At 65.1% G+C, this 25,801-nt stretch carries 32 protein-coding genes and 3 pseudogenes; 10 read left to right on the forward strand and 25 right to left on the reverse strand.

Features of this window, described 5'->3' with window-relative positions; all coding sequences use genetic code 11:
- Positions 1 to 56: 56 nt before the first annotated feature.
- A pseudogene (locus AMB_RS27035) lies at positions 57 to 107 on the reverse strand (hypothetical protein); the annotation flags it as partial.
- A complete protein-coding gene (locus AMB_RS26665) occupies positions 101 to 343 on the reverse strand; it encodes a phospholipase D-like domain-containing protein (RefSeq protein WP_231848931.1) in 243 nt (80 codons plus the stop codon). The pseudogene AMB_RS27035 and the gene AMB_RS26665, both read right to left, overlap by 7 nt.
- A gap of 404 nt (positions 344 to 747) precedes the next feature.
- Here AMB_RS26665 and AMB_RS22860 point away from each other — a divergent pair, with 404 nt between their 5' ends.
- Positions 748 to 1,521: a hypothetical protein gene (locus AMB_RS22860; protein WP_043745694.1), complete on the forward strand. Its 774-nt coding sequence runs from the start codon at positions 748 to 750 to the stop codon at positions 1,519 to 1,521.
- A 36-nt stretch (positions 1,522 to 1,557) separates the two neighbouring features.
- Here AMB_RS22860 and AMB_RS25490 read toward each other — a convergent pair whose 3' ends face one another.
- Entirely contained in the window at positions 1,558 to 1,899 is a 342-nt protein-coding gene (locus tag AMB_RS25490; RefSeq protein ID WP_148207529.1) for a hypothetical protein, read from the reverse strand.
- Between the two features lie 264 nt (positions 1,900 to 2,163).
- Between AMB_RS25490 and AMB_RS24735 the strand changes: the two are divergent.
- Positions 2,164 to 2,445: pseudogene (locus AMB_RS24735) on the forward strand (ATP-binding protein); the annotation flags it as partial.
- A gap of 389 nt (positions 2,446 to 2,834) precedes the next feature.
- On the opposite strand, the gene AMB_RS22875 reads toward AMB_RS24735, so the two are convergent.
- The 6 genes from AMB_RS22875 to AMB_RS22900 form a co-directional block, all read right to left on the reverse strand.
- Positions 2,835 to 3,749 carry a glycosyltransferase family 25 protein gene (locus AMB_RS22875; RefSeq protein ID WP_011386865.1) on the reverse strand — a complete coding sequence of 305 codons (915 nt, stop codon included), beginning with the start codon at positions 3,747 to 3,749 and terminating at the stop codon, positions 2,835 to 2,837.
- Positions 3,746 to 4,579 carry a glycosyltransferase family 32 protein gene (locus AMB_RS22880; protein WP_043745700.1) on the reverse strand — a complete coding sequence of 278 codons (834 nt, stop codon included), beginning with the start codon at positions 4,577 to 4,579 and terminating at the stop codon, positions 3,746 to 3,748. Before AMB_RS22880 ends, AMB_RS22875 begins: the two co-directional genes overlap by 4 nt.
- Before the next feature lie 69 nt (positions 4,580 to 4,648).
- Complete coding sequence (locus AMB_RS22885; RefSeq protein WP_083763584.1) at positions 4,649 to 5,482, reverse strand: carbamoyltransferase C-terminal domain-containing protein; 834 nt, start codon at positions 5,480 to 5,482, stop codon at positions 4,649 to 4,651.
- A gap of 590 nt (positions 5,483 to 6,072) precedes the next feature.
- The gene (locus AMB_RS22890; protein WP_148207530.1) at positions 6,073 to 7,032 is read right to left on the reverse strand and encodes a hypothetical protein; all 960 of its coding nucleotides are present in this window, start codon (positions 7,030 to 7,032) and stop codon (positions 6,073 to 6,075) included.
- A 37-nt stretch (positions 7,033 to 7,069) separates the two neighbouring features.
- Positions 7,070 to 7,606, reverse strand: coding sequence for a hypothetical protein (locus tag AMB_RS22895; protein WP_043745701.1), 537 nt, complete (start codon positions 7,604 to 7,606; stop codon positions 7,070 to 7,072).
- A gap of 212 nt (positions 7,607 to 7,818) precedes the next feature.
- Complete coding sequence (locus AMB_RS22900; protein ID WP_011386870.1) at positions 7,819 to 8,025, reverse strand: hypothetical protein; 207 nt, start codon at positions 8,023 to 8,025, stop codon at positions 7,819 to 7,821.
- Positions 8,026 to 8,109: 84 nt separating this feature from the next.
- Here AMB_RS22900 and AMB_RS22905 point away from each other — a divergent pair.
- Together AMB_RS22905 and AMB_RS22910 are read left to right on the forward strand one after the other, a co-directional pair.
- Positions 8,110 to 8,721: pseudogene (locus tag AMB_RS22905) on the forward strand (ATP-binding protein); the annotation flags it as partial.
- A 143-nt stretch (positions 8,722 to 8,864) separates the two neighbouring features.
- Positions 8,865 to 9,470 (forward strand): hypothetical protein, encoded by a 606-nt coding sequence (locus AMB_RS22910; RefSeq protein WP_231848932.1) that lies wholly within the window; start codon positions 8,865 to 8,867, stop codon positions 9,468 to 9,470.
- A gap of 100 nt (positions 9,471 to 9,570) precedes the next feature.
- Here AMB_RS22910 and AMB_RS22915 read toward each other — a convergent pair whose 3' ends face one another.
- From AMB_RS22915 to hisB, 6 genes are all read right to left on the reverse strand, one after another.
- Positions 9,571 to 9,939, reverse strand: coding sequence for a histidine triad nucleotide-binding protein (locus tag AMB_RS22915; protein WP_011386873.1), 369 nt, complete (start codon positions 9,937 to 9,939; stop codon positions 9,571 to 9,573).
- Positions 9,940 to 9,964: 25 nt separating this feature from the next.
- On the reverse strand, positions 9,965 to 10,294 hold the full coding sequence (locus AMB_RS22920) for a phosphoribosyl-ATP diphosphatase (RefSeq protein ID WP_011386874.1): 330 nt from the start codon (positions 10,292 to 10,294) through the stop codon (positions 9,965 to 9,967).
- Positions 10,295 to 10,395: 101 nt separating this feature from the next.
- Entirely contained in the window at positions 10,396 to 11,154 is a 759-nt protein-coding gene (gene hisF / locus AMB_RS22925; RefSeq protein ID WP_011386875.1) for an imidazole glycerol phosphate synthase subunit HisF, read from the reverse strand.
- A 3-nt stretch (positions 11,155 to 11,157) separates the two neighbouring features.
- On the reverse strand, positions 11,158 to 11,877 hold the full coding sequence (hisA, locus tag AMB_RS22930) for a 1-(5-phosphoribosyl)-5-[(5-phosphoribosylamino)methylideneamino]imidazole-4-carboxamide isomerase (RefSeq protein WP_011386876.1): 720 nt from the start codon (positions 11,875 to 11,877) through the stop codon (positions 11,158 to 11,160).
- A gap of 1 nt (position 11,878) precedes the next feature.
- Positions 11,879 to 12,529, reverse strand: coding sequence for an imidazole glycerol phosphate synthase subunit HisH (gene hisH, locus AMB_RS22935; RefSeq protein ID WP_083763585.1), 651 nt, complete (start codon positions 12,527 to 12,529; stop codon positions 11,879 to 11,881).
- Between the two features lie 31 nt (positions 12,530 to 12,560).
- Positions 12,561 to 13,160 carry an imidazoleglycerol-phosphate dehydratase HisB gene (gene hisB, locus AMB_RS22940; RefSeq protein WP_043747210.1) on the reverse strand — a complete coding sequence of 200 codons (600 nt, stop codon included), beginning with the start codon at positions 13,158 to 13,160 and terminating at the stop codon, positions 12,561 to 12,563.
- A gap of 196 nt (positions 13,161 to 13,356) precedes the next feature.
- Here hisB and AMB_RS23675 point away from each other — a divergent pair, with 196 nt between their 5' ends.
- The 4 genes from AMB_RS23675 to AMB_RS22960 all read left to right on the forward strand — a co-directional run bounded on the left by AMB_RS23675 (position 13,357) and on the right by AMB_RS22960 (position 17,108).
- Positions 13,357 to 14,460, forward strand: coding sequence for a M48 family metallopeptidase (locus AMB_RS23675; RefSeq protein ID WP_050750785.1), 1,104 nt, complete (start codon positions 13,357 to 13,359; stop codon positions 14,458 to 14,460).
- A gap of 69 nt (positions 14,461 to 14,529) precedes the next feature.
- A complete protein-coding gene (gene hslV / locus AMB_RS22950; protein WP_011386880.1) occupies positions 14,530 to 15,078 on the forward strand; it encodes an ATP-dependent protease subunit HslV in 549 nt (182 codons plus the stop codon).
- The gene (gene hslU / locus AMB_RS22955) at positions 15,078 to 16,406 is read left to right on the forward strand and encodes an ATP-dependent protease ATPase subunit HslU (RefSeq protein ID WP_011386881.1); all 1,329 of its coding nucleotides are present in this window, start codon (positions 15,078 to 15,080) and stop codon (positions 16,404 to 16,406) included. The genes hslV and hslU overlap by 1 nt, the downstream gene beginning before the upstream one ends.
- Positions 16,407 to 16,538: 132 nt before the next feature.
- Complete coding sequence (locus AMB_RS22960; RefSeq protein ID WP_011386882.1) at positions 16,539 to 17,108, forward strand: Crp/Fnr family transcriptional regulator; 570 nt, start codon at positions 16,539 to 16,541, stop codon at positions 17,106 to 17,108.
- A gap of 51 nt (positions 17,109 to 17,159) precedes the next feature.
- On the opposite strand, the gene AMB_RS22965 is transcribed toward AMB_RS22960, so the two are convergent.
- The 5 genes from AMB_RS22965 to AMB_RS22985 form a co-directional block, all read right to left on the reverse strand.
- Positions 17,160 to 17,513 (reverse strand): helix-turn-helix domain-containing protein, encoded by a 354-nt coding sequence (locus AMB_RS22965; RefSeq protein WP_011386883.1) that lies wholly within the window; start codon positions 17,511 to 17,513, stop codon positions 17,160 to 17,162.
- 91 nt (positions 17,514 to 17,604) lie between these two features.
- A complete protein-coding gene (locus AMB_RS22970; RefSeq protein WP_011386884.1) occupies positions 17,605 to 18,195 on the reverse strand; it encodes a Smr/MutS family protein in 591 nt (196 codons plus the stop codon).
- Positions 18,196 to 18,208: 13 nt separating this feature from the next.
- Positions 18,209 to 18,952, reverse strand: a complete 744-nt coding sequence (locus AMB_RS22975; protein WP_011386885.1) for a hypothetical protein — start codon at positions 18,950 to 18,952, stop codon at positions 18,209 to 18,211.
- Positions 18,953 to 19,026: 74 nt separating this feature from the next.
- The gene (locus AMB_RS22980) at positions 19,027 to 20,190 is read right to left on the reverse strand and encodes a murein transglycosylase A (protein WP_011386886.1); all 1,164 of its coding nucleotides are present in this window, start codon (positions 20,188 to 20,190) and stop codon (positions 19,027 to 19,029) included.
- The gene (locus tag AMB_RS22985; protein ID WP_043745702.1) at positions 20,187 to 20,846 is read right to left on the reverse strand and encodes a Tim44/TimA family putative adaptor protein; all 660 of its coding nucleotides are present in this window, start codon (positions 20,844 to 20,846) and stop codon (positions 20,187 to 20,189) included. The genes AMB_RS22980 and AMB_RS22985 overlap by 4 nt, the downstream gene beginning before the upstream one ends.
- A gap of 67 nt (positions 20,847 to 20,913) precedes the next feature.
- On the opposite strand from AMB_RS22985, the gene AMB_RS22990 reads away from it, so the two are divergent.
- Both AMB_RS22990 and secB read left to right on the forward strand, forming a co-directional pair.
- Positions 20,914 to 21,369 (forward strand): FxsA family protein, encoded by a 456-nt coding sequence (locus AMB_RS22990; protein ID WP_050750786.1) that lies wholly within the window; start codon positions 20,914 to 20,916, stop codon positions 21,367 to 21,369.
- Positions 21,370 to 21,431: 62 nt separating this feature from the next.
- Positions 21,432 to 21,899: a protein-export chaperone SecB gene (gene secB / locus AMB_RS22995; protein ID WP_011386888.1), complete on the forward strand. Its 468-nt coding sequence runs from the start codon at positions 21,432 to 21,434 to the stop codon at positions 21,897 to 21,899.
- Between the two features lie 114 nt (positions 21,900 to 22,013).
- On the opposite strand, the gene dnaQ is transcribed toward secB, so the two are convergent.
- The 5 genes from dnaQ to AMB_RS23020 all read right to left on the reverse strand — a co-directional run bounded on the left by dnaQ (position 22,014) and on the right by AMB_RS23020 (position 25,684).
- The gene (dnaQ, locus tag AMB_RS23000) at positions 22,014 to 22,706 is read right to left on the reverse strand and encodes a DNA polymerase III subunit epsilon (protein WP_043745703.1); all 693 of its coding nucleotides are present in this window, start codon (positions 22,704 to 22,706) and stop codon (positions 22,014 to 22,016) included.
- An 80-nt stretch (positions 22,707 to 22,786) separates the two neighbouring features.
- Positions 22,787 to 23,425: a dephospho-CoA kinase gene (gene coaE / locus AMB_RS23005; RefSeq protein ID WP_011386890.1), complete on the reverse strand. Its 639-nt coding sequence runs from the start codon at positions 23,423 to 23,425 to the stop codon at positions 22,787 to 22,789.
- Complete coding sequence (locus tag AMB_RS23010; protein WP_043745705.1) at positions 23,422 to 24,258, reverse strand: shikimate dehydrogenase; 837 nt, start codon at positions 24,256 to 24,258, stop codon at positions 23,422 to 23,424. The genes coaE and AMB_RS23010 overlap by 4 nt, the downstream gene beginning before the upstream one ends.
- Complete coding sequence (locus AMB_RS23015) at positions 24,255 to 24,845, reverse strand: Maf family protein (protein ID WP_043745707.1); 591 nt, start codon at positions 24,843 to 24,845, stop codon at positions 24,255 to 24,257. The genes AMB_RS23010 and AMB_RS23015 overlap by 4 nt, the downstream gene beginning before the upstream one ends.
- Complete coding sequence (locus AMB_RS23020) at positions 24,842 to 25,684, reverse strand: pyruvate, water dikinase regulatory protein (RefSeq protein WP_043745708.1); 843 nt, start codon at positions 25,682 to 25,684, stop codon at positions 24,842 to 24,844. The genes AMB_RS23015 and AMB_RS23020 overlap by 4 nt, the downstream gene beginning before the upstream one ends.
- Between the last annotated feature and the right edge of the window lie 117 nt (positions 25,685 to 25,801).

The raw sequence follows: 25,801 nt of genomic DNA on the forward strand, positions 1-25,801 counted from the left end.
CAGTTCTCGACATAGGCCCGCGCCACGTCCTCACCGGCCAAGATCACGACGTTCTCAGCGTTGCGCTCTTGGGCGGCCTTGGTGAAGTTGAAGCTCCCCGTCAGCACCCGGCGCCCGCCTGTCCCTTCTTCTGCCCGAGCTGACTGCTGTCGAGGATCACGCGCACGTCAACGCCACGTCGCCGGGCGTCCGCCAGGGCCTTGGTGATCTCCGGCGACGTGAAGCTGTACGCCTGGACCAGCACCTCTCGTCGGGCCTGCCCGATCTCGCGGACGATCACGCCGGTGCAGTCCTCGCCAGGGGTGAAGCACACCCCGGCGACCTCACCGGCAGCGACCGGCATTGACTCGAGAACCAAGCCGAAAGCCAGAGCCAGCCTCAAATTTGCTATTCGCATTTTGCCACGCTATCGTGAATGTGATTGAGGCCGAGCGTTGACGCGCCCGGCCTCGGTGCACAGTGAGGAGCCACACTGTGCGTGGATTGTATCCATGTATCGAGGAGTCTAGCTGATCTCCTCAGCCCGCGCAAATCGCCCTGGCTGTGCTCCCTATGACGACGAGGAGCACCGGCATGACTACCGACCCAACCGAACCTAATAACTTGCATTCTGCGGACACGCAGGCCATGCAAAATTTTGATTTTCTCAAGTACGTCAAGAGGTTCGCCAGGAAACCCCGAAACCGAACAGTCTTAGAAGGGATAGACACCTCCCCTTCAATCCCCCTGGAAGAAGACCTCTCCCGGATGGCAAGAGCCCTGTCGAGCATCTCGTGCAAGACCCGGTTCTCCAATCATGACGACCACGACAAACTGGATCTGTGCGCTGGCGCCGCCTTGCTCCACGATCCAGACCTGACCGGCATGGCCTTCCTGTCCGTGAACCTGATCGAGGGCGAGACCACCGCCTCGGCCATGTCGGCAATCCGCAAGCGCATCACCCGGAGCAACGGCGGCCAGAGCGCCCGGTACTTCGGCGTGTTCGTCAACTACTCCAGGGTGAAGCACGGCAGGAACATCCGCTTCGACCACCACCCTCATCTTCACCTGGTTGTCCTCGACTGCCCCAAGGGCTCCGACACCTACAAGGCCCTCGAAGGCTATTGCAGGCAGCGGGGCAAGACCAAGGCCCCTCGGAGCGGCAATATCCAGGCCCTCGACCATGATCTGTCGTGGACGGTCGGCTACCTCCGCAAGAACCTGACCGAGAGCGGAGCCGCCGGTCTGCAACACCGGGATGAGGTCATCATTTCCGATCCCATCCGCGACGTGGCCGAAGCCATCGGTCAGGGCAAGATCGACATGGCCGAGAAGGTGGTGGCGCCCAAGACTCAGCCGGTCGAAATTGAGACGCGGACCACCCCCTCTCGAATTCGGCCAGAATTGGAGAGGGATGCCCCGGTGATGGTTCGCGTCGTCCAGAAGCTCCATGCAGAAGGTGCAGATCGGGCCGAAGCTGTCCGCCGTGTTCTCAGGGCCTGGGTAGAGCTTCGCGGTTTCAGTCTATCCCCGGCCCGATAGGCTTTATTCCATGAGGGTGAATTGACTGTGCCGCCATCATGGCTGGCTAGCCCCTGAGAACCCTTTCTTTATCCACTTTCCCAGAAATACGGCAATAGAACCGAAAATCCATATCGCCAATATCGGCGATATGATCTTCTTAATGATCATAGCGTGCCTAATATCACCAAGGCGCTGATCAATATTTTCAAGTTCTCGTTTCATGCAAGGTTCGAATTTTTGGCTATTGTTGCGCACTTCTGAATTGCATTTATCTGAGGCATCAATTTCAATTTGATCTGACACCATCGGCATTAGTCGATAAATACTAATACTGCCGTAGAGACATATTAATGCCGAACCAATAACACCTAAGCGCTGCCATCCTGTTAATTTCATCTGTACCATCCTTATATATAGTTTCTCACCTCTATCGCATTCTATGATGTGGCAAAATCTCTTGCTATGCCACCATTCAGTTACATAGCACCGACATACCACCTCTGAGAATAGCCGGGTGGGCGCGAGGGCCTGATACGGACCTCCTGACTCCCAGGACGGGCCTTACAGCCCCGAAGCCATTCACGACATGTCAATGTAGACGGCCAGCATCTCGGGCCTTACAGGGGGCCGGAAATCGCATCTAGTTTTGCAGTGCTGTATCTGCTGATGATGGGACCGCCCGGTTCGGGCAAATCCATGCTGGCCGCCAGACTGCCCGGCTTGCTGCCGCCGCTGGAGCCCTCCGAGGCCCTGGAGGTCAGCATGATCCACTCGGTGGCGGGGCAATTGGCCGAGGGCCGGCTGCTGACCCGGCGGCCCTTCCGCGATCCCCATCATTCCGCTTCCGTGCCCTCCCTGGTGGGCGGCGGCATGCGGGCCCGGCCGGGGGAAGTGTCGCTGGCCCATAACGGTGTTCTGTTCCTGGACGAGCTGCCCGAGTTCCACGGTATTATGGAGCAAACACACCAAGGGCGGTTTGCCTCTGCTGGGGCCATGACGCTACCCTGCAGCCATGGCACTTCCTCACGTCATAACCGCCCTCATGGCAAAAAGAGCAGAACTCGCTGGGCTGCTGGAGCATCACCAGGCCCTGGTTCGGCAGACGATTATCGACCTCGATAACGTGGATGCCACTCTGCGTCTGTTCGATGCCGACATCGCTCTCGAAGAAATCAAGCCCAGGCCGATTCCGCCACGCCATTGCGCTTATAAAGGAGAGGTGGCCCGAATCTGCTTTGGCAGCATGCGCGAGGCAAATAGACCCCTTACGACCGAGGAATTGGCCAGACACGTGATGGCCGAGCGCGGCATGAACCTGGAAGACAAGCGTCTCACCAGGTCAATCGTGAAGCGGGTTGGGGCATCGGGCCCGAGCCGGCATCGATGATCCCGGCGCGAGCTAGATAAGGCAGGACGGAATAGGAGTTGTCAGAGCCGCAATCCTGCCTTTGAAGGATCACCGGAGACGAGAGTGCGAGCGCTCCGAGCTCCTGGAAACGGTAGTTGATCCACATGTCGACGGGGCCGATGACCGGCATCGCGCGAAGCAGCGCCGCAGCACCCTCGCGGGACAGCACGTAGCCGGACAGAAACCATAGTCCGCGCACTGGCCGGAAGAGAGCTTCGCAGGGATCGGCGCGATTGGCCGTCCCTCCGGCGTCCGCGTAGGACAGGTAAAGCAGGCGCGGTCCGCCTTCGGTGCGGCATCGTTCGAGGGCGGCGCACCAGCCACGGTCGATGGCAGCAGCCGCACCGGGTCTGAACCAGACGTCATCCTCGAGCACCAGGACGTGCTCGTGCTTTCCCGTCGCGACAGCCTTCCAGACCTCGATGTGAGACCTCGCAACCGCCACCTCCTGACGCGTCATGCGGACTGGCTCATCGGCGCTAAAGCACTCCTCCAGCCTCGCATCCGGTTGGACGTGGAGTTGGTTCCCCAGGCGGTAGTTCGGATCGACGTCGGCCGTCGCCGCCACGGCGCGGCCGTCACGTGCGTCCACCGCTGCGAGTCGTGTCGTGATCGATGTGAGATGATCGCCGTCGGAGGTTCGAAAGCGGCCGAGTTCGCGGAGCACCCGACGCCACCTCGCCGGCTGCCGGTCGAGGTTCAAGATCAAGATCGATCCGATCCTGTCGGGCCCCGCGCCAAAGGCAGAAATCCGACCACCGGGCAGCGCTCCAATGGCGACGCGCAGAGCGCGAAAGGCGAGGCTGCGCAGCAGGCCGGAGGCTTCGTGGAGGTTCATAGGCTTAATCCAGCGTCCATGTTGCGCCAGTTGCGCGCGTCGTTGCGATAGGAGAGGTGCCAGCGAGTCTCCGCGATGGCCTCCCAGTCGCGGAGCAATTCGAAGTCGAGAGGTGTTCCGGCGGCGATCAGGTTGCGCGCGTGGGCCGCCAGGGCGGCCGTGAGGTTTCCTGGCCCCGTCGTCGTCTGGATCTCGGGGCGCTGGTCCTCGCCGAGCAGCCGATCGGTTGCTCGAGAGAGCGCAACTCGCAGGACGGGATGACCGGCGGGTGCCGCGATCGGGTTATTGTTAACGTAGAAAATGCGCCCGTGGGTACGCAAATTGGGGCGCCAAATTTCGGCGGCCGGTACCATACGCGCTGACGGGATATCGTAGCACAGCGGCTGTACCTTCAGCCGACCATCGCCGAACAACTCATTCCAGCCATCTCCCAGCAGCATGTCGTCCGCATCGACATAGAGTCCGCCCTCCGCGAGCACGAAGCACATCCGCAGATAGTCGCTGCGCATCGCGGGGTGTCGGCAGCGCGCGAACGCCTCGCACTCGCGGGTGCCGTAATGTTCGGCAATGTACGCCGCCGCACTCTCATCGCAGAACATACGGACCTCGAAGCCTTCATCGACGAGGCGGTCCCAGCTTGCTAGGCAGTCGCGCACGTCGTCCGGCAGGTCACTTGGGTCGTGCCAGTATTGGATCAGCGTCCGGGGCACCACCGGCAGTTCGCTCGCCTCGGAAGACCGTGGGCACTGAAGCAGATGCAGAGTAAGTTTCCGGATGAACGCAGAGCGCAGTTGATCGCTTTCCTCGAATCCGGGGGGATAGGCGTTCATTCTGAGTATGGCCTTCTGTACCTGAGGTTCGGATTGGGCGGCGTTGACCCCGTTGCCCATGTAACCGGACTACGCGCTGCTGGCCCCGCGCGCACCGGGGACCGGCATAGCGGACACTTTAAGATGAGCCTGATAGCGTTCCGAGCTCTTCAGCAAGTGCGCCCGTCCGTTAACCACGAAGCCGTCGAGGCCGTGCTGGACAGCGTAAGCGTCGAGGTCGCCGATGTTGTTGATGAAGCCCTTCCCGCTGAAGTTCAGCGAGGTGTTGCACAGTACCCCGTAGCCTGTGCGGGCGCTGAACGCGGTAAGTAGGCCGTAGAGGTTCCTGTTGGAGGCAGGCGTGACCGTCTGGATCCGGGCGGTGCCGTTCACGTGCGTAACGGCGGCCAGCGCGTCCGTGGTCGATTTGTACGTGTAAAGCATGTACGGGCTCGCTTGATGGCAGCCAAACCATCGCGCGGCGTCCTTATTCAAGCAGACGGGCGCGATCGGACGAAACTGCTCGCGCTGCTTGATCACGTTTAGCCGCTCCCTGATGCTGTCGTGGAACGGGGCGGCAAGGATGGACCTGTTGCCGAGCGCGCGGGGACCAATCTCATACCGGCCGCTCACCCATCCAAGGACGAGGTCGTTGGCAAGCAATTCCGCCACCTCACTGTGGTCTATGTCGTAGATGTCGTATCGCCAGGAGTCGAACGTCCCGCCGGACTGGAATGCGAGCCCAGAGTAGACGTCCCACTCGATCTTCGGATTTCCGGTGAAGTAGAATTGCGCGTCGATCGCTGTCCCGATGGCGGAGCCAGAATCATTGGCAACGGGGGGCACGAACACGTCGGAGAAGAAGCCTGTCTCCTTCCACTTGGTGTTCCAGTCGCAGTTCAGGCCGCAACCGCCAGCGATCACTAGGGGCTGGTTCGGCGTGAGGTTTTCGCGCGCATAGGCACCACTAAGGCATCACCGGTGGCTTGAGTAGAAGCCTGTTTCTAAAGTGGGCCGCGGGCAGTAAGACTGGCGGGCGTCAGGTTCGGTTAGATTCTTTCAGTCTCGTCACTGCCTTAGCCCAAGGATGACGCCTAGAGAACCTATCCCTTACCGATCAGCCCTGCTAAGGCGATAGACCCGGCTTTCGGCCACAGCCCAGTCTGTCGCCTCATCTACCGACGATGCCGCGGACGGATGGTCGCTGGCGAGCCAATTTCCTCCAGCGAGACCGGCTGATTGGTCTCTCCATCGGGTGAGTGCGTAAGTCGAGAGGGCCTCGGCAATGGGCTCCTCAGCACGTGTGGCTGGATCAGCGTCTCGATGCCGATGCTCGACGTGGAACTGCTGGTTCCAGGCATCGGCGTGTTCGCTAAGTGCGGAGTATTCTGCATCGATTCTGCATCCTGTCCGTTAAGGTCGGTTCTGTCCAGACGATGAATTGGCCTCAGCAACCCTTCGAGCCGTTCGTCAATCAAAGGGTAGGCGCGAGATAAAGCCCCACTGACCGGAGTTCACCTGGCCCTGCCGAGACAATAGACCCGGCTCTCAGCCATGGCCCAACCTGCCGCCTCGTCTATCCAGAGGACCGGAGACGAGCGGAAAGTAAACCTTTCGGGGTCGGCATAGGGGTGGTTCAGGCATCGGCCTCGCAAGACCTCGAAGATCCCTTGATCGGTTTTGATCACACCGAGGCGCCAGTCCTCGATACGGGCACACCGATCAGGAACGCCCGGTGGCAACCAATCCAGCGGAGCCCCGCGGGCAGCACGTTGATCCCGACCGCCATTGTTGATCTGCTCGCGGATCGCCAGGGCGACAATGCGCAGGGGCTCACTCAGAATGTCGAGTGACTGCCCCAGTTGATCGGCCAGCAGGTTTCGCCAGAGCGTCATTCTTCCCATGATCGCGCCATGCCGGGCCAAGCCCTCGGCGGTGGCGCCATCAATCCGACGCCCAAGGCCACGGGCCAGAATCTGGGCCGCTACCGGCCAATCCGGCAATGCCGGGGGAACAGGCTCCATTTCCAGACCGTTGCCAAACCAGCGCCCATGATCTCGGTCATAGCCCACCGTCCTTGGAAACAGCGGCCGGTCGAGAAGACCACACAGGTGAGCGGCGAGCTCCGATCCCACCGCCAGCCTCCAGCCGTGCTGCCGGGCCAACGCTTCTGCGTAGAGGGCGGGGGCCGGGGGCAAATGCGGCATCGGTGAAACCACTCCGAAGGCCGCCAGCAGATCATCGCGATCACGCTCGACATAGACGTGCCGCGACACCGGTGAAATGTGGCATTCGCGCAGGGCTGTGGCGATCTCGGCGGATGTAACGCCGGCGGCCTGCAGTTCGGCCAATGCCACGGGCGCCGACGTGAAACCGTGATTGCCCACGGCAAGGGCCAATCTGGTTGGTTCGGCCAAATCCCGGTTCTTGCGGATGGCGCTCAGGATGCCGAAGAGCGGAGAAGTGTCGTCCATGACCCTCCCCTCCAGAGGCAGGCGGAAGCGGTTCATTCTAGTCATCGGTCGCCTGTTTATTGCCGTCCGATGGCAGGACCGTTATCGCCTGGCCTTCGTGGATCTCGACGCGGGCCAACTCGACACCGCGATGGAGGAGGCGCGTTGTCGTGGAATGCTCAATGGCTCGCTCCACCGCCATCACCCGCGCGTCGGATTCCGTGTAGTACGGGACCGGCACCCAGACATGGGCATACATGACGCCGGGAGCGGCCTCGATGATCAGCACATATCCGTCATCGGAATCATCGGCCGGCCAGAACCAACGCTCCTCGGGCAGTACCGCACGCCAGGCCAGCACCTCCTCGGCCGCCTCCAAGAGCGCGATCTTTTTAGGATTGCCCGGTTCATCCGCCAGCAGGGCGCGACAATTGTCGCGGTAGAAGAGCCAGTCTTGTGTCGGCGCCGATTTCGACGGCGGCTCGATGAGGACGCTCCGGCCCTCCGACGGCATCACCGCCGGCAACCCATCTGGGTGTAGCCGCCACAGGCTTTCCCCGGTCGTCGAGGCCGGTTCGCCTGTCAGGGTGCTCATTCGGCGTCGCCGCAGTTCCTCGGCGGATAGGGGCCCATTCATGGTGTCACCCTCTCGCAGGCATCTGGGGTCTCATGCTTGCCCCAGCTGATTGGCTTGTCCAGGGCCGCAACTGGGTTCCGCATGCGTCGGACACATGGCGATGAAGCAAGCCGCTGAAGTGAGATTTATTTCGCCTTGGCAAGGAATTTGGCACGGGTAGAGCCCCAGGCTCATAGGCGGGTGATCTCGGTAAAGACCTGATCCAGATCATGGGCCACCAGGATCGCCTCCCGGCCGCCGTGGATGACGATCATCGCCTCGGTGCGATCCTCATCGGCATCCCTGAGCGCTGAGATCGAACTCAGACGCACGGCATGGCGGATGCCCTGGATATCCGTCACGCACAAAAACCCCGATTCCCGAACCGGCTCGTTCATCCCTAGCCTCCTGCTCAAGCAGAACACTAGTGGAACATGTTTGATTTCAGGCCGCTAGGGGCGTCTTGGTGTGTTTGCTCCATAATACCGGAGTTCCAGCGGGGCGCCCTGGAAGCCCTGCGCCAGCCCCTGGAATCCGGCCGCGCCGTGGTGGCCCGGGCCAATGCCCACGTCACCTATCCCGCCCGCATCCAACTGGTGGCGGCCATGAACCCCTGCCGCTGCGGCCATCTGGGCGACCCGGCCCTGGCCTGTTCCAAGGCGCCCAAATGCGGCCAGGACTACCAGTCCAAGATCTCCGGCCCGCTGTTCGACCGCATCGACCTGCATGTGGAGGTCCCGGCGGTCAGTCCGGCCGACCTTGCCTTGCCGCCGCCCGCCGAAGGCAGCGCCGAGGTGGCGGCCCGGGTGGCCGCCGCTCGCGCCGTCCAGCTCGACCGCTATCGCGATGCGGCGATCCGTACCAATGCGGAAGCCGATGGCGAATTGCTGATGCGGGTCGCTTCGCCCGATCAGGCGGGAAGCAAGTTGCTGGCCGAGGCGGCCGAGCGCATGCGCCTGTCGGCCCGGGGCTGGCACCGCGTCCTGCGGGTCGCCCGTACCCTGGCCGACCTTCAGGGCGCCGAGACCGTCGGTCGGATGCAGGTGGCCGAGGCGCTCTCATACCGAAGGCTGATGCCCGGTCGCGCGGGGTGAGTCTGATCGCCCTATGACCTTTGTGGGCATTGCGCCTGTTGCGTGCCCGGCGCCATGCTCCAACAGCCGGCGAGAAATGGGGTCAAGACCCGATGAGCACCTGCGCGCCTTCCCGGGACAAGCGGCGTTGCCATGATATGGCGATGATCGTCACCGATGTGATCATGACCCTGGCCCGGGAAAAGACCCAAGACGGCAAGGTTTCCCTTCACGACCTGGAACGCATCGCCGCCCTGATCAGCGGCGGCAGCATGGTCCTCGACGCCGCCTATATCCGCCAGGAGGAATCGTGCCGCAAGTTCCACCAATTGCCCAAGGGCAATGTGGGAGCACGGTCCAATCCCTTCCATCGCCTGATGGTCCGGCCGTTCGAACACCTGCTGGCCGGCGACGGCGCCGTGCTGCGGCGCGAATATCTGCCCCATTATTTCGAGTTCCTGGACCACGCCCTGGAAAAGCGCTTGGAAGCCTTCGAGCGCCACTGCCGCACCATCATCCAGGCGCTGATGGTGGTACACGGCAACAACCTGACCTGGGACCAGTTCTATGCCGATGGCCGCACCATCAAAACCCTGCAGGGCGCGCTGAAGCTGTTGCGGGCCTATATGGAAAGCCCCGAAGGCCAGCGGGTCTGGCACGGCTGCATGATGCGGCCCATCGGCGACCTGCCCGCCCCCGCCATGGCTCAGGTCCACCATATCCATCAAGTTCTGCTGGAAACCGCCCGGGGGCTGGAAGCGGCGGAATAGGGGCCAAAGGCCCCAAACCCATTCATTTCATTTTGAAAATAAACGGAGGGTTCGGGAGGTATGCCTCCCGATGGGGCCGGGGCAAAGCCCCGTCTCTACCCTAGGCGCCCGTCTTGGGCAGCATGTGACCGAGCTTGCGGCCGCCGAAGACATGGATGTGCAGATGCGGCACTTCCTGATGGCCGTTCTCGCCGATATTGCTCAGCATGCGCCAGCCGTCGGCGGTGACGCCCGCCATCTCGGCGACCTTGCCCACCGCCCGCACCAAGGCGGCGATTTCCACATCCGTGGCCCGGGCCGAGAAGTCGTCCATGGACACATAGGCCCCCTTGGGGATCACCAGGATATGGACGGGGGCCTGCGGGTTGATGTCGTGGAAGGCCAGGGTATGGTCGTCCTCGTGCACCTTCTTGCAGGGGATTTCACCCCTCAGGATGCGGGCGAAGATGTTGTTGGAATCATAGGCCATCGCTTGCTCCCTTGGCCGAAGGTGATCACTTCTTGGCGCGCGACTTCTTCTCGTCGATACCCGAGGTGCCGGTGCGCCGGGCCAGCTCGGCCCATACCTTGGCCGGCTCCACGCCGCAATCGGCCCACAGCACCAGCAGATGGTAAAGGGTATCGGCGCTTTCGCCCACCAGTTCATCCTTGCCCTCGGACAGAGCGGCGACCACGGTCTCCACCGCTTCCTCGCCGAACTTCTGGGCGATCTTGCCGCGGCCGCGGGCAAACAGCTTGGCGGTATAGGACTTGTCGGGATCGGTGCCCTTGCGGCTGGCGATCACCGTGTACAATTCCTCGAGAATCTTGCTGTCCTGCGCCACGGTGCCCTCTCTTTTAACTGGTTCCAGACCGTCATCTTTCCCAACGCCCCCTGCCTAACAGATGGCGGCGGGGCTGTCACCCCCCCCGCAAGGGCACCCCTTCAGGGGCGGACGGGAATCCCGGCGGCACGCATGTGCGCCTTGGCCTGGGCGATGGTGTAGGTCCCGAAATGGAAGATGGACGCCGCCAGCACGGCGGTGGCATGGCCGTCGCGAATGCCCTCCACCAGATGGTCGAGATTGCCCACGCCCCCCGAGGCGATCACCGGCACGGTGACGGCATCGGCCACGGCACGGGTCAGCGGGATGTTGAAGCCCTGCTTGGTACCGTCGCGGTCCATGGAGGTCAGCAGAATCTCGCCCGCCCCGTATTCGGTCATGCGCCGCGCCCATTCCACCGCATCGATGCCGGTGGCATTGCGGCCGCCATGGGTGAAGATCTCGAACTTGCCGGGACCGGTCTGCTTGGCGTCGATGGCCACCACGATGCACTGGCTGCCGAACTTCTCGGCCGCCTCGCGCACGAATTCGGGGCGATGCACGGCGGCGGTGTTGATGGAGACCTTGTCGGCCCCGGCCAGCAGCAGCTTGCGGATATCGTCGTTGACCCGCACCCCGCCGCCCACGGTCAGCGGCATGAAGCACTGCTCGGCGGTGCGGCGCACCACGTCATAGATGGTGTCGCGGTTTTCGTGACTGGCGGTGATGTCGAGGAAGGTCAGTTCGTCGGCCCCGGCCTTGTCGTAGAGCTTGGCCTGCTCCACCGGATCACCGGCATCGATCAGGTCGACGAAGTTGACTCCCTTGACCACGCGGCCGTCCTTGACGTCCAGGCAGGGGATGATGCGCATCTTGAGCATGGCTCAGGCCTTCAGGAGGGCGATGGCCTGGGCCACGTCGATGCGCCCGTCATAGATGGCGCGGCCCGAGATGACGCCTTCCAGCTTGGGATAAGCCTTCAGCGCCTTGAGATCGACCAGCGACGACACGCCGCCCGAAGCGATCACCGGAATGGAGATGGCATCGGCCAGCGCGGCGGTGGCCGCCACGTTGGGACCGGCCAGCACGCCGTCACGGTCGATATCGGTGTAGATCAGGGCGGCGACGCCGCAATCTTCGAACTTGCGCGCCAGCTCCAGCACGGTGAGGTCCGAGGTCTCGGCCCAGCCTTCCACCGCCACCTTGCCGCCCTTGGCGTCGATGCCCACCGCCACCCGACCGGGAAAGCGCTGGCAGGCCTCCTTGACCAGGGCCGGATTCTTCAAGGCCACGGTGCCGAGGATCACCCGGCGGATGCCCCGCGCCAGCCAATCCTCGATGGTGGCCATCTCGCGGATGCCGCCGCCCAACTGGACCGGAACCGAAACGGATTTGAGGATGCTGTCCACCGCGGCGCCGTTGACCGGCTTGCCGGCGAAGGCGCCGTTGAGATCGACCACGTGAATCCACTCGGCCCCGGCGGCGGCGAAGTCGCGGGCCTGGGCGCCGGGATCGGTGTTGAACACCGTGGATTCCTCCATCAGGCCCAGCTTGAGCCGGACACAGGCGCCGTCCTTGAGGTCGATGGCGGGGAACAGAAACATTTTAGGGAGTCCAGGTCAGAAAGTTGGAAATCACCTTGAGCCCCGTGATCTGGGACTTTTCGGGATGGAATTGGGTGCCGACCATGTTGTCGCGGCCCACCACGGCGGTCACCTGGCCGCCGTATTCCACATGGGCGAGACGATGGGCGGGGTTGGCCGGCTCGAATTTGTAGGAATGGACGAAATAGGCGTGGGCCTCCGAATCCAGACCGGCCAGCAGCGGATGGGAGAGGCCATCGGGCACCAGCTGGTTCCAGCCCATATGCGGGACCTTGAGGCCCTGGTCCTCGACGCCCAACGGCACCACCTCGCCCGCCACCCAGCCCAGACCGGCATGCAGGCCGTGTTCGCGGCCGATGCTGGCCATCAACTGCATGCCGACGCAGATGCCGAAGAACGGGACGCCCCGCGCCAGCACCCGCTCGGTCAGGGTCTCGGCCATGCCCGGCAGGGCCAGAAGGCCAGCGCGACAATCGGCAAAGGCGCCCACGCCGGGCAGCACGACGCGATCGGCACGGTCCACCACCTTGGGATCATTGGTGACGGCAACGGAAAGATTCAGGCTGGCCTCGGCCACCACCCGCTCGAACGCCTTGGCGGCCGAGCGCAGATTGCCCGAGCCGTAATCGATGATGGCGACGATCCCGGTCACAGAACCCCCCCCGAGCGACGCGAAGCGACGCTCATAGCGATCCTCCAAGGGTGCCCTTGGTCGAAGGCACCGCGTCGGCCTTGCGCGGGTCGATCTCCACCGCCTCGCGCAGGGCGCGGGCCAGGGCCTTGAAGCAGCTTTCCACGATGTGGTGGTCGTTGTCGCCGTAGAGGCTTTCCACGTGCAGCGTCGCGCCGGCAGCCTGGGCAAAGGCCTGGAACCATTCCTTGAACAGCTCGGTGTCCATGGTGCCCAGCTTGTCGCGGCCGAACGCCACCTTCCAAATCAGGTAAGGACGGTTGGACAGGTCCAGCGCCACCCGGGTCAGGGCCTCGTCCATGGGGACATAGGCCGAGCCGTAGCGGCAGATGCCCTTGCGATCGCCCAGGGCCTGGTTCACCGCCTGGCCAATGGCAATGCCCACATCCTCGGTGGTGTGGTGGGCGTCGATGTGGAGGTCGCCCTTGGCGTCCACCTCGAGGTCCATCAGCGAGTGCCGGGACAGCTGCTCCAGCATGTGGTCGAGGAAACCCACCCCGGTGCTCACGGCATACTTGCCGCTGCCGTCCAGATCGACGGCGACCTTGATGCTGGTTTCGTTGGTATTGCGCGTGATGGCAGCCTTGCGCATGGGGCCCTCCATAATCTGCCCCGTTTAGTATCAGGAATGCGCGCCCTATGCCAGTGCGAGCCGCCACAAGCAATCGGAGCAGCCGTAAACTATAACTTCCGCCGCGGATTGCCGAATACCCTCTTCGCCTGTATGGTGCATGCATTCGTTCTTGTGATCGGATGCGGGGGGCATCACCATGAAATTTGGTTCCTGTTTGACCGCCGCCATGATGGCGGCGGCACTGGGCGCTTGCGCACCCACCACCCAGCGGCCGGAAGTCGATGCCAAGAGCCTTCGAACCGAAACCAACCAGCAATATGCCTTGCTGCTGCAAAATCATTTGGAACAGCGCAGTCTGTTCGACGGCGTTGTTCACCGCCTCAGCGTGGCCGCCAGCGACTTTTGCGATGCCCGGATCAATTGGCGGACGGGATTTCTCACCTTAAGCACCGACGACGTCAATGGCGCCGCCGGCAAGTTGCTTGCAACGGCCTATCCTGGCCTCAGTTCCACCCCCATGGTGATCAGTGTCACCCGGGGCTCGGCGGCCGAACGGGCGGGACTGAAGACCGGCGACCTGGTCACGGCCATGGGCGGATTCCCCATTCCAGCCACCAAGAGTTTCCTTGAGTCAACCAGCGCCCGGTTCAATCGTGCTACCAACGCGCCTATCACCCTCGCCATCCGGCGCGGCGACCAGACCAGCGACCTGGTCATCACGCCGGAACGGGCCTGCGACTATCCCAGCAACATCATCGTCGACAGTTCAATGAACGCCTTTGCCACCGAGAAAGACATCAACGTGCAGACCGGCATGTTGGACTTCCTAAAGAGCGAGGAGGAACTGGCCCTGATCATGGGGCATGAACTGGCTCATTCCCTGAGGAAGCACGGCGGAATGGGCGCCAAGGGAGGCAACATGGTGGCGGGCCAGGTGGCGGGCGGCGTGCTGGACGTCATCGCGGCCCTGGGCGGGGTCAATACCGGCGGATATTTCAGCAAGTCCGGCGGTGCCATGGCCCGCAATATCAACAGCCAGGACTACGAGAACGAGGCTGATTATGTCGGGCTCTACATCATGGCCCGCGCCGGATACACCATAGACGACGCCCCGAAGGTTTGGCGACGGATGGCGGTGAGCGACCCCAGCAGCATTTCCCACGCCACGACCCACCCGACGGCGCCGGAGCGCTTCGTCAACCTGAACGCCACCATTCAGGAAATTCGAAACAAGCAGGCCGCGGGCTTGCCGTTGATTCCCAATGAGCAGCCCAAAGCGGTGGAAACCCCCAAAGCACCCGCCGTGGGCAACCCCTGACCCCGGGCCGCGACAAAGGCGGCGAGCGTCTGCTATGATGCCCGCCCCTTTTCCATTTGGGTCAGCCTCATGTCCGAGTCCTCTCTTCCTTCCTGGCACGGCACGACCATCCTCTGCCTGCGCAAGGACGGGCGCGTGGTCATCGCCGGCGACGGCCAGGTCAGCCTGGGCGCCACGGTGATCAAGGGCAATGCCCGCAAGGTGCGCAAGGTGGGCGGCGGGTCCATCCTGGTGGGCTTTGCCGGCGCCACCGCCGACGCCTTCACCTTGCTGGAGCGCCTGGAAGCCAAGCTGGAAAAGCATCCCGGCCAGCTGACCCGGGCCTGCGTCGAGCTGGCCAAGGACTGGCGCACCGACCGCTATCTCCGCCGCCTGGAAGCCATGATGGCGGTGGCCGACAAGGACGTCTCGCTGGTCCTCACCGGCCAGGGCGATGTGCTGGAGCCCGAGGACGGCATCATCGGCATCGGCTCGGGTGGCAATTACGCCCTGGCCGCCGCCCGCGCCCTGATCGACATCGACGGCCTGGACGCCGAGACCATCGCCCGCAAGGCCATGGCTATCGCCGCGGGCATCTGCGTCTACACCAACGGCAACATGATCGTGGAAAGCCTGTGATGAGCGCCGCCGCCTTCTCCCCCCGCGAAATCGTTTCGGAACTGGACCGGTTCATCGTCGGCCAGAATGACGCCAAGCGCGCCGTGGCCATCGCGCTCAGGAACCGCTGGCGCCGCCAGCAGCTTTCCGAGTCCCTGCGCGAGGAGGTTCTGCCCAAGAATATCCTGATGATCGGCCCCACCGGCGTGGGCAAGACCGAGATCGCCAGGCGCCTGGCCCGTCTGGCCCAGGCCCCCTTCCTCAAGGTGGAGGCCACCAAGTTCACCGAGGTGGGCTATGTGGGCCGCGACGTGGAGCAGATCGTCCGCGATCTGGTCGAGGTCGCCATCCTGATGACGCGGGAACGCCTGCGCAAGCAGGTCACCGCCAAGGCCGAGATCGCCGCCGAGGAACGCCTGCTCGACGCCCTGGTGGGCGAGACCGCCGGAACCGAGACCCGCCAGAAGTTCCGCAAGATGCTGCGCGAGGGCGCCCTGGATGCCAAGGAAGTGGAAATTCAGGTGGCCGAGACCGGCGGCGCCGGCCTGCCCACCTTCGACATTCCCGGCATGCCTGGCTCGCAGGTGGGCATGATCAATCTCGGCGACATGCTGGGCAAGGCCCTGGGCGGCGGCCGCACCCGGCCGCGCAAGCTGCCGGTGCCCGAAGCCCTGGACGTCCTGACCGCCGAGGAATCCGACAAGCTGCTCGACCAGGACAAGGTGGTGAAGGACGCCATCTGGGCGGTGGAAAATCACGGCATCGTCTTCATCGACGAGATCGACAAGATCTGCGCCCGCTCGTCCGAACACCATGTGGGCGGCGATGTCTCGCGCGAAGGGGTGCAGCGCGACCTGCTGCCCCTGATCGAGGGCACCACCGTGGCCACCAAACACGGTTCGGTGAAGACCGACCACGTGCTGTTCATCGCCTCGGGAGCCTTCCATCTGGCCAAGCCCTCGGATCTGCTGCCCGAACTGCAGGGACGCCTGCCCATCCGGGTCGAGCTGAAGGCGCTGTCCCGCGACGATCTGGTGCGCATCCTCACCGAGCCCGAGGCCAGCCTGCTCAAGCAGTACGAGGCCCTGCTCGCCACCGAGGAGGTCACCCTCACCTTCGAGCCCGGCTCGGTGGACGCCATCGCCGATCTGGCCGCCGAGATCAACGCCACCGTGGAGAATATCGGAGCACGGCGCCTGCAGACCGTCATGGAGCGGCTGCTGGAGGAGATCAGCTTCACCGCGCCCGACCAGCCACCCGGCACCACCGTCACCATCACGGCCGAGATGGTAAGGGAGCGGGTGGGCGAGCTGGCCAAGACGGCGGATCTGGCCAAGTTCATTTTGTAGCCGCGATTGGGCTGCCGCCCAAGCCCGCTTGGAGGGGGCCTCCAAACCTCCCTTTCTTTTTGAAAGGAATGGAGGGTTTGGGGCCGAGGCCCCGGTGCACTATGATTAGAATCATAGTCTTTGGGGGGTGACATGGAAGACTGGGGCAGGATTCTCGGTGGCATCCGCGCCACCGGCCGCAGCCTGGAAGCCGGCGAGGCCCTGTTCCGCGACGGTGACGAGGCCCGCGCCGTGTTTCAGGTGGAGCGGGGGCGGATACGCCTTGGCCGCCACGGCGCCACCCTGCATCTTGCCAAGACCGGATCGCTATTGGCAGAAAGCGCCCTGTTCGCTTCGCACTACGCCTGTGACGCCGTGGCCGACAGGCCCAGCCGGGTCAAGGTGTTCCCCAAGGCGGCGGTCCTGCTTTACCTGCGCGCCCATCCCGACCTCAACCTGGCTTTCTCGGCGGCCCTGGCCCGCGAGGTCCAAAGATTGCGGGCCGGTCAGGAGATCATGCGCCTGCCCGGCGCGCGGGACCGGGTGGTGGCCTGGCTGACCCTGCTGGGCGCCGCCGAGACCGCCGTCACCCTGGACCAGCCCCTCTCCGCAATCGCCAGTGAGATCGGCCTGACCCACGAGGCCCTCTACCGCACCCTGGCCGCCCTGGTGAAGGACGGCCGGCTGGAGCGCCCGGAAAAGAGAAGCTTCCGACTGAAATAAAGGGAGGGTTCGGGAGGTTCCCCTCCCGATGGGGTGCGGGGCAAAGCCCCGCTACCGGTCCCCCAACACCTCCAGCAACCGCGCCACCGTCTCATCGGGCAGATCACGGATGGACCGCCCCAGGCGATTGGCCAGCTCGGTATGGGCGGGGGTGAGGCCCGAGGTATCCAGCGTCACCTTGGGGTGGGACAGCTCGGCCAGGGATTTCAGCTCCTCGGCCTCGTCCCAGATACACCCCAGATAGCCGCAGATCTGCATGACCAGACCGGGGGCCGGACGGCCGCGATGGCCGTGCTCCATGGCCGAGAGATAGGCGGCCGAGATATGGAGGTCCGTGGCCATCTGGCGCAACTGAATGCCCTTGGCCTCGCGCAGTGCGCGGATTCGCGCCCCGAAGGGAGTCATGCCGCCCTCGCCGGGCGCGAACTCCGTTCGCTGGGCCGCGGCCTCAATGGCCGCTGGAGACCAAATCCGGCCTGACGGTCCGTATTTGGTCTCATGCCCTTTGCCTGCGGATCAGGACGTACAGCGCGCCGTCGCCGCCGTGGCGAGGCTGGGCGTAGGAAAAGCCCAGGATGCGTTCCCGCAGCGGGCTTTGGTTCAGCCAGCGCGGCACCTGGGCGCGCAGGATGCCGAAGCCCTGGGCGCCCTTGCCGGTGACCACCAGGACGCAGCGGCGCTGCGCCACCCAGCAGCGCTGGATGAAGGCGGTCAGCTGGGCGTGGGCCATGTCCTGGGTCAGGCCGTGCAGGTCGAGATCGGCCTCGATTTCCATTTCGCCGCGCTTCAGCCGCTCGGCGGAGCGGCGGTCCAGGCCGGGGGAGTTGCCGTGGTGCAACTCGCCATGGCCGGTGCGGGGCGGCGTGGGGGGATGGGCCGAGGGGCGCACCGGCGGCTTGCCCGGCGGCGGCGGCGGCGAGGCCACCGGTTCGGGCAAGGCGGCGGCTTCGGGGGAGGGATCGGCGGGAGGCGACCGGCCGGGCAGGGGCTTGGCCTCGGCCACCACCGCCTTCCAGACCCGGATCTCGTCGGCGGTGACCATCCGGCGGCGGGGCTGGCGCGGTTCGACCAGACGCGCCCGGGTCATCGCCTCGGACTCCTCATGATTTCGGCACGACCTCGTCGTGCGGCACGTCCTCGTCGGCGATGGAGGCCCAGCGATCCCCCGGCTTGGGGCTTGGCGGAGCCATCACCTCGGGCTCGGCGGTGGCCGGCGGCTCGGGCTGCAGGGCGTCGGCCAGGGGCGCGGTCTCCATGACCACCGGGGCCGGAGTCGGCTCGGGCGGCGGCGGGGAGGGAGCGGCGGCGGGCTGGGCCGGCGGAGCGGTCATGCGCGGACCGGCGGGAACCGGGGCGTTGGCCATGGCCTGAGCCTGGGACTCGCCCTCGCCCAGATTGCGGCGGATGAATTTGCGCCAGTCGCCCTTGGGTGCAAGGCAAGGCGCCTCGTTGACCCCCTTGACCACCAGGGCGACGCCGCCCAGCTGCCACAGGGTGACGAATTGGGCATAGCCCGCCATGAGGTAGGCATGGGCCCGCATCTTCAGGCGCCAGGCCACGTAGTATTTGTTGCCGTAAAGATGGGCCAGCACGCACAGCGTCATGGCGACGATGCCGGTGGCGATGCCGCTGGCCAGCAGAATGATCAGGGCCAGGGTGGCCTCGATGGTCAGGGGCAGCAGATGATCCCAGTGCTGATGCACCGGCGAGCCCTGGAAATCCAGCAGGCGGGGATCGGTATAGACCTGGACCTGACCCGCGCGGATGGCGGCGCAGAGCTGCTCGTGCAACTGCTCCTCCTCGCGCCCCTTGCGTTCCTTCCATTCCGCCAGCAATCGGCTCATCGCCGCGATCCGCTCCGTCTTGAAACCACTGTGCCGTCGCGAAGGATGGACAAGAGGGGCCTGGAAGGCAACCCCTACCTCTCGGCCAGCCGGGGCGAGCGCGCCCTGGGCAGGAAAAGCACCAGGCGCCCGGGGCTCTTCATCTTGCCGGCGACCTGGAAGGCGGCTTCGCCCGCCCCCCAGAACACGTCGCCGCGCACCGGGCCCTTGATGGCGGCACCGGTATCCTGGGCCACCATCAGGCGGCGCAGCGGCCGGCCCGCCGGGTCGATGCTGTCCACCCAGACGGGGGCGCCCAGCGGCACGAATCGCGGGTCGACGGCCAGGGAGCGTTCAGGCGTCAGCGCCACGCCCTCGGTGCCCAGGGGGCCTTCGCCACCGGTGTTGAAGCCATAGAAGATATAGCGGGGATTGCGGCCCAGCAGGGTGCGGCCTTCCTCGGGATGGGCCTTGAGCCAGGCGCGGATGGCCGGCATGGAGGTGTCGGCGCCCAGCTTACCCTCGTCCTTCAGCACCTTGCCGATGCCGACGAATTTGTGGCCGTTGCTGCCCGCCACGCCCAGCCGGATCACCGACCCGTCGTCCAGCCGCACCCGTCCGGAGCCCTGAATCTGCATGATGGCCAGATCCACCGGATCGTCGGTCCACACCAGCACGGGGGCCTTGCCGATCAGGACGCCCTTGTCGATTTCGGCCCGGGTGTAATAGGGCACCAGCCGCCCGTTCTCCATCCGGCCGATGGCCTGCTCGCCCGATCCGGTGACCACCAGATCGTTGGGCTTGCCGAAGATGGGATGGATGTAAGGCGCCTTGCGCTGGCGCGAGCCCCGGATCTCCGGCTCGAAATAGCCGGTGAACAAGCCGTCGGCCCGGCCGCCATTGGTCACCCGCCAGGGCGTGAACCAGCTTTCGAACAGGATGCGGGCCGCCATGTGGTCGCCGTCGGCCACCCGCTGGGCGGCAGCGCAGGGGGCATACCAGTCGGCGGCGGTGCCACCCACCCCCTCGAAGCCCACGGACTTGTCCAGCGGCAGCTTGGTGATGCGGTTGCAGGACTTAAGAAGCGCCGGCAGCACCCGGGCCGATTCGTCCTCGGACCAGCCGGCCAGCTGGTCGAAGGACAGGGGTTGCAGCACCATGCGGTCCGGCCCGGCGGGAGCGGGAGCCGGCGCCGGTTCCGGCGTGGCGCAGGCGGCCAGCGACGCGGCCACCAGGGCAGCGGCGGCGAAACGCCTCATGGCTCGGGCGTGTGGGTGGCGGCCAGCGCCCAGTTGGGATCGGCGGAGCGGGTATCGCGGCGGAAGGTCCACAGGTCGATCACGTCGATCACCCGCTCGGGATTGCCTTCCACCACTTCGCCCTTGGCGTCGCGCAGCGCGTTGACCTGCTCGCTGACGAAGCGGATGGTCAGCGCGGCGAAGCGGCCGTCCATCCCGGCCTCCACCAGTTCGGCAGTGCGGATGCCCACCAGCTCGGTCTGCAGCGTCTCGCCATGCTGGCGCCGCGCATCGATGGCGTCGCTGAAGTGACGGTAAACATCGGGAGCCAGCAGCGGCTGCAAGGTCGCCTTGTCGCCATGGGCGAAGGCGATGACGATCATCTCGAACGCCGCCTTGGCACCGCCCAGGAAGCCGTCCAGGTCAAAGCCCCGGTCGGCGGCGCGGATGGCGGCCAGCCCCTGGCCCATGGGAGTCTCGGCCGGCGGCTCGGACGCCGAGCGGCGGACGCTTTGCAGATCCACCACGTTATCGGCGGCGGCCTCGGGCGGGGTCCACTGCTCGGGCGGACGCTCGGCGCCGGTGCGCTTGCCCAGCACGCTGCGCAGGCGCAGCACCAGGAAGGCGGCGACCATTGCGAAAAAAACGATGTCGAGAAAATGATAGCCGTCGTTCATCAGGCCAGTCCAAGGTAGGCTGCGTTTCCAGTCAAAGACATAAGACGGGTTGGGGGAAAGAGCAAGCATGGCATGGGCATTCCTGGTTGGCCTGCTGACTTTGCCGGTGGCCGAGGTCCTGGTGTGGATCCGCGTGGCGGACGCCATCGGCGGACTGGCCACCGTGGGTTTGACCGTCCTGGCCATCCTGGCCGGCTCGGCCCTGCTGCGCGGCGGCGGCCTGGGGCTGGCGCTCGACCTCAGGGCCAGGCTGGAACGGGGCGAGCCGCCGGGACCCATCGTCTTTGACGGAATCTGCATCGCCTTCGCCGGCTTCCTGCTGATGCTGCCCGGCTTCATCAGCGACGGGCTGGCGCTGCTGCTGCTGCTGCCGCCGGTGCGGGCGCTGCTGCTCCGCGCCGTGGTGGTCAGCCCGGGCCCGGCTTCACCCTCCGATCCCACCATCATCGAGGGCGAATACGAGATCCTTTCTCCCGAGCCCGACCCGAACCAGCCCCCGGATCACAAGCGGCTTGAGCCGTGAAGGTGTCCGTGCTACGCCCCTTACCAGCCTTTTGATCGATGTCGTCCCATCCGGAGAACACCATGACCGACGCCCAGACGCCGTCCGAGGACCTGCCCCAGCTGCAGGTCAACATGCAGTACATCAAGGACCTGTCCTTCGAGATCCCCGGCGCGCCCCATTCCTTCATCGAGATGCAGGGCAAGAATCCCGAGATTCCGATCCATGTGGACGTCAACGTGGGCAATGTGGGCGCCAATGCCTATGAAGTGGTGCTCCACCTCAAGATCGAGGCCCTGCTGGACGGCAAGGCGCTGTTCATCCTGGAACTGGCCTATGCTGGCGTGTTCACCCTGAACCTGCCGGAAGAGCAGATCCACCCGGTGCTGCTCATCGAGTGCCCGCGCCTGCTGTTCCCCTTCGCCCGCAATATCGTCGCCGATATGACCCGCGACGGCGGCCTGCCGCCGCTGCTGCTCCAGCCTCTGGACTTCGTCGAGCTCTACCGTGCCCGCGCGGCCGAGATGAACGCCCAGCAGGGTCAGGCGTAACAAACATTATTGGGCTATTGCCCAAACCCATCCGGGGCCAATGCCCCGGACCCCATTTTTAATCCATGGGGTTTGGGGCCCAAGGCCCCAAGCGGGTGCGGGCGGCAGCCCGTCTTATTCCCTCAGCCACACGGCGTTCTTGAGCTTGGCCACGAACGCCGTGTGCGCCGCGGTTTCCTCCTCGGTCGGTCCGTGGGGCCGGGGTTCGCGGAACTCGCGGGTCACCTGATGGGTCGAGGCATTGGCGGTGCCGCCGGCACCATTGCCCTTGCCACCGCCCAATTCCAGGCCCGGCTGGCGCCCGCCGATCAGCTGCAGATAGACCTCGGCCAGCAATTCCGAATCCAGCAAGGCCCCGTGCTTGGTGCGGTGGGTGTTGTCGATCTCAAAGCGGCGGCACAGCGCGTCCAGATTGGCCTGGGCGCCGGGAAAGCGCTTGCGCGCCATCATCACCGTGTCGATGGACCGGCTCATGGGCAAGGGGGGAAAGCCCAGCCGCGTCAGCTCGGCGTTGATGAAGCGCATGTCGAATTCGGCGTTGTGGATGACCAGCGGCACATCGCCGATGAATTCCAGGAAGTCGGCGACGATCTCGGCGAACAGCGGCTTGTCCGACAGGAAATCCGCCGACAGGCCGTGCACCTTGAAGGCCTCTTCCGGCATGTCGCGCTCGGGGTTGCAGTAGCGATGAAACACCGAGCCGGTGGGCAGGTGGTTGAACAGCTCGACACAGCCGATTTCCACCAGCCGATGACCGCTGAGGGGATCGAAGCCGGTGGTTTCCGTATCGAGCACGATCTCGCGCATGGGGACTGCCTTTCCAAGAAAATATTGGGCTCTCGCCCAAACCCATCTGGGGCTTATGCCCCAGACCCCCTTTTGATTCATCAATAAAAGGGAGGTTTGGAGGCATCGCCTCCAACCGGGGCTGCCGGGCGGGAGCCCCGCATCATGGCGACCACCGCCTTCAGCCGCTTCAAGGCCGGGCCTTTCCCCAGGCCGGTGGGAATCACCACGTCGGCCCTGCGGCGCTTTTGCCCATCGGGCATCTGCTTGGCCAGCACCGCGTCAAGCCGCTGGCGCGTCATGCCCGGCCGGGCCAGCACCCGGGCCGCCTGAAGGAAGGCGGGGGCGCTGACCACCGCCACCAGGTCGCAGCGGGATTCGCCGTGGGTCTCGAACAGCAGGGGGATGTCGAGAACCACCAGCCGCGTCCGAGCGCGCCGATGGCGGGCGAGGAAATCGCGCTCGGCGGCGCGGACCAGGGGGTGGACGATGGCTTCCAGCCGCTTCAGCGCCGCGCCGTCGCCGAATACCTGCGCACCCAGCGCCGTGCGGTCCACCGCTCCGTCCCTGACCACGCCGGGGAAGGCGGCATCCACCGCCGCCACCGCCTTGCCGCCCCGGGCAAACAGGGCGTGCACCGTGGCGTCGGCGTCGTGCACCGGCACGCCCAGGCGCCGCAGCATGGCGGCCGCCGTGCTTTTGCCCATGCCGATGGAGCCGGTCAGGCCCAGGATCTTCATGACAGGACGAAGGCCCGCAATTGGTCGCTGACCTGGGGCCGTTGCCCGAACCAGGCCTCAAAGCCGGGCACCGCCTGATGCAGCAGCATGCCCAGCCCGTCGACAATGGGATTCCCCCGGGCGGTCGCGCGGGCCAGCAGATCGGTGACCAGCGGCACATAGACGATGTCATTAACCACGGACGTGGTTGGCAGGGCCGCAAGGTCCAGATCCAAACTCGACTGACCGGTCATCCCCAGGGTGGTGGTATTGACCAGCAGGGCGCAGCCTTCCAGGCTTTCCGCCCGTTCGGCCCAGTCCACCACCGTGACGGGACCGCCGAGATCGGCGGCCAGGGTCGCGGCGCGCTCGCGGCTGCGATTGGCCAGACGGATCTCCGGCACTCCGGCATCGGCCAGCGCCGCCACCACGGCGCGGGCGGCGCCCCCGGCGCCGATCACCGCCGCCGGGCCGGAGGTCGGCTCCCAGAGGGGACAGCCCTGGCGCAGATTTTCGAAAAAACCATAGGCGTCGGTGTTACGGCCTTCCAAGGTGCCGTCCTGGCGGACCACCAGGGTGTTGACCGCCCCGATACGCCGGGCCAGGGGATCGAGGTGATCCACCAGCCGCATCACCGCCTCCTTGTGGGGCACGGTGACATTAGCCCCGGCAAAGCCCATGCGGGGCAGGGCGCGGATCACGGTCTCCAGATGCTCGGGGGCCACGGCCAGGGGCAGATAGGCGCCGTCGATGCCCATTTGCTCCAGCCAGAAGCCGTGCAGGCGGGGCGAGCGGGAATGGGAAACTGGCCAGCCGAGCACCCCGGCCAGTCTGGCCTTACCGGACACGATCATGGGACCAGCTCTCCGTTCTCGCGCAGAAAATCCATCAGGGCCAGCAGGGGCAGGCCGAGGATGGTGAAGAAATCGCCCTCGACGCTCAGGAACAGCTGGGAACCCAGGCCCTCCAGCTGGTAGGCACCCACCGAGGTCTGCACCGCCTCGCCCGCCTGATCGAGATAGCCATCTAGGAAGTTTTCCGAGAAGTTGCGCATGGTCAGCTTGGCGGCTTCGGTGTGGTGCCACACCCGCCGCCCGTCCCTGACCGCCACCACCGCCGAGGTCAGGCGGTGAGTCTTGTGGCGCAGCGCCAGCAATTGGGCCCGCGCCCCCTGCCGGTCGGCGGGCTTGTCGAACCAGACATTGTCGCAATCGAGCATCTGGTCGGCGCCGATCACCAGGGCGCCGGGATGGCGCGCCGAGACGCGCACCGCCTTCAGCTCGGCCAGGATCTCGGCGACCCGGGCGGGATTACGGGTCTCGGCCGCCATGGAGTGCTTGACCGCCTCCTCGTCGACCGCCGCCACGTCGACGGTGAAGGCAATTCCCGCCTGTTCCAGCATGCGGGCCCTGGCGGTGCTGCCCGAGGCGAGCACGATCATGAGGGCAGGACCTCCGCCTTGAGCCCGCGCTTTTCCAGATGGCGCTCATAGAGCTGGATGATAGTGGCCGAAGCCTCCTCGATGGAGCGGCGCGTCACGTCCACCACCGGCCAGCCCAGGCGCGAGAAGATGCGCCGCGCCTGCTGGACCTCCTCCTTGACCTTCTCGAACTGGGCGTAATCGGCTTCCTCTTCCTGGTTCAGCAGGCGCAGCCGGGCGCGGCGGATATCGGACAGGCTTTTGGGGTCTTTGGTCAGTCCCACCACCAGCGGCTTTTTCGCCCGTTCCAGCTCGGGCGGCAGCGGCACGCCGGGCACCAGGGGATAATTGGCGCATTTGAAGCCGCGATTGGCCAGATACATGCAGGTCGGCGTTTTGGACGAGCGCGACACTCCCACCAGCACGATATCGGCCTGATCGGCCAACTCGATCAACTGGCCATCATCGTGGGACAGGGTGAATTGCATGGCATCGATACGGCGGAAGTACTCGGCGTCCAACTGATACTGGCGGCCGGGCAGGGCGGTAACCTCGACGCCCAGGAAGGCCGACAATCCAGCCATCACCGGATCAAGCAGCGAGATGCAGGGAATGCCGCGATGGCGGCACGCTTCCTCCAGCAGGCCGCGCACCGCGCCGTCCACCAGGGTGAAAAACACCAGCCCGGGATTGTCCTCGATGCCGGCGATGACCCGCTCCACCTGACCCTGGGTGCGGACCAGCCACCAGTTATGCTGGATGGGCTGCACGCCCTCGAACTGGACGAGGCAGGCCCTGGCCACCGAGGTGACCGTCTCGCCGGTGGCATCGGAGACGAGGTGGAGGTGAAAATTCTTCATGCCTGTGGATAACCCGCAAGACCGTGGATAAGGAGGGGTCCCGGCGGGGGGTGGGAAATTCGCTCCCCACTGGCCCCGATTCCATGGAGGCACATCCCCCCATGTCCAAAACCTTTC

The sequence above is a fragment of the Paramagnetospirillum magneticum AMB-1 genome (assembly GCF_000009985.1).
Classification (GTDB): domain Bacteria; phylum Pseudomonadota; class Alphaproteobacteria; order Rhodospirillales; family Magnetospirillaceae; genus Phaeospirillum; species Phaeospirillum magneticum.

Bases quoted from the DNA above. Each gene is read 5' to 3' on its own strand.
- AMB_RS22860 (WP_043745694.1), top strand. From the start codon at position 748: ATGGCAAGAGCCCTGTCGAGCATCTCGTGCAAGACCCGGTTCTCCAAT.
- AMB_RS22890 (WP_148207530.1), bottom strand. From the start codon at position 7,032: ATGGACGACACTTCTCCGCTCTTCGGCATCCTGAGCGCCATCCGCAAG.
- hslV (WP_011386880.1), top strand. From the start codon at position 14,530: ATGTCCGAGTCCTCTCTTCCTTCCTGGCACGGCACGACCATCCTCTGC.
- AMB_RS22990 (WP_050750786.1), top strand. From the start codon at position 20,914: ATGGCATGGGCATTCCTGGTTGGCCTGCTGACTTTGCCGGTGGCCGAG.
- AMB_RS22965 (WP_011386883.1), bottom strand. From the start codon at position 17,513: ATGACTCCCTTCGGGGCGCGAATCCGCGCACTGCGCGAGGCCAAGGGC.
- hisB (WP_043747210.1), bottom strand. From the start codon at position 13,160: ATGCGCAAGGCTGCCATCACGCGCAATACCAACGAAACCAGCATCAAG.
- AMB_RS22960 (WP_011386882.1), top strand. From the start codon at position 16,539: ATGGAAGACTGGGGCAGGATTCTCGGTGGCATCCGCGCCACCGGCCGC.
- dnaQ (WP_043745703.1), bottom strand. From the start codon at position 22,706: ATGCGCGAGATCGTGCTCGATACGGAAACCACCGGCTTCGATCCCCTC.
- AMB_RS25490 (WP_148207529.1), bottom strand. From the start codon at position 1,899: ATGAAATTAACAGGATGGCAGCGCTTAGGTGTTATTGGTTCGGCATTA.
- AMB_RS23015 (WP_043745707.1), bottom strand. From the start codon at position 24,845: ATGATCGTGCTCGCCTCGGGCAGCACCGCCAGGGCCCGCATGCTGGAA.
- coaE (WP_011386890.1), bottom strand. From the start codon at position 23,425: ATGAAGATCCTGGGCCTGACCGGCTCCATCGGCATGGGCAAAAGCACG.
- AMB_RS22875 (WP_011386865.1), bottom strand. From the start codon at position 3,749: ATGAACCTCCACGAAGCCTCCGGCCTGCTGCGCAGCCTCGCCTTTCGC.
- AMB_RS26665 (WP_231848931.1), bottom strand. From the start codon at position 343: ATGCCGGTCGCTGCCGGTGAGGTCGCCGGGGTGTGCTTCACCCCTGGC.
- hisA (WP_011386876.1), bottom strand. From the start codon at position 11,877: ATGTTTCTGTTCCCCGCCATCGACCTCAAGGACGGCGCCTGTGTCCGG.
- secB (WP_011386888.1), top strand. From the start codon at position 21,432: ATGACCGACGCCCAGACGCCGTCCGAGGACCTGCCCCAGCTGCAGGTC.
- AMB_RS23010 (WP_043745705.1), bottom strand. From the start codon at position 24,258: ATGATCGTGTCCGGTAAGGCCAGACTGGCCGGGGTGCTCGGCTGGCCA.
- hisF (WP_011386875.1), bottom strand. From the start codon at position 11,154: ATGCTCAAGATGCGCATCATCCCCTGCCTGGACGTCAAGGACGGCCGC.
- AMB_RS22880 (WP_043745700.1), bottom strand. From the start codon at position 4,579: ATGAACGCCTATCCCCCCGGATTCGAGGAAAGCGATCAACTGCGCTCT.
- hslU (WP_011386881.1), top strand. From the start codon at position 15,078: ATGAGCGCCGCCGCCTTCTCCCCCCGCGAAATCGTTTCGGAACTGGAC.
- AMB_RS23020 (WP_043745708.1), bottom strand. From the start codon at position 25,684: ATGAAGAATTTTCACCTCCACCTCGTCTCCGATGCCACCGGCGAGACG.
- AMB_RS22985 (WP_043745702.1), bottom strand. From the start codon at position 20,846: ATGAACGACGGCTATCATTTTCTCGACATCGTTTTTTTCGCAATGGTC.
- AMB_RS22895 (WP_043745701.1), bottom strand. From the start codon at position 7,606: ATGAGCACCCTGACAGGCGAACCGGCCTCGACGACCGGGGAAAGCCTG.
- AMB_RS22975 (WP_011386885.1), bottom strand. From the start codon at position 18,952: ATGAGCCGATTGCTGGCGGAATGGAAGGAACGCAAGGGGCGCGAGGAG.
- AMB_RS22915 (WP_011386873.1), bottom strand. From the start codon at position 9,939: ATGGCCTATGATTCCAACAACATCTTCGCCCGCATCCTGAGGGGTGAA.
- AMB_RS22980 (WP_011386886.1), bottom strand. From the start codon at position 20,190: ATGAGGCGTTTCGCCGCCGCTGCCCTGGTGGCCGCGTCGCTGGCCGCC.
- AMB_RS22910 (WP_231848932.1), top strand. From the start codon at position 8,865: ATGATCGTCACCGATGTGATCATGACCCTGGCCCGGGAAAAGACCCAA.
- AMB_RS22970 (WP_011386884.1), bottom strand. From the start codon at position 18,195: ATGACCCGGGCGCGTCTGGTCGAACCGCGCCAGCCCCGCCGCCGGATG.
- AMB_RS22900 (WP_011386870.1), bottom strand. From the start codon at position 8,025: ATGAACGAGCCGGTTCGGGAATCGGGGTTTTTGTGCGTGACGGATATC.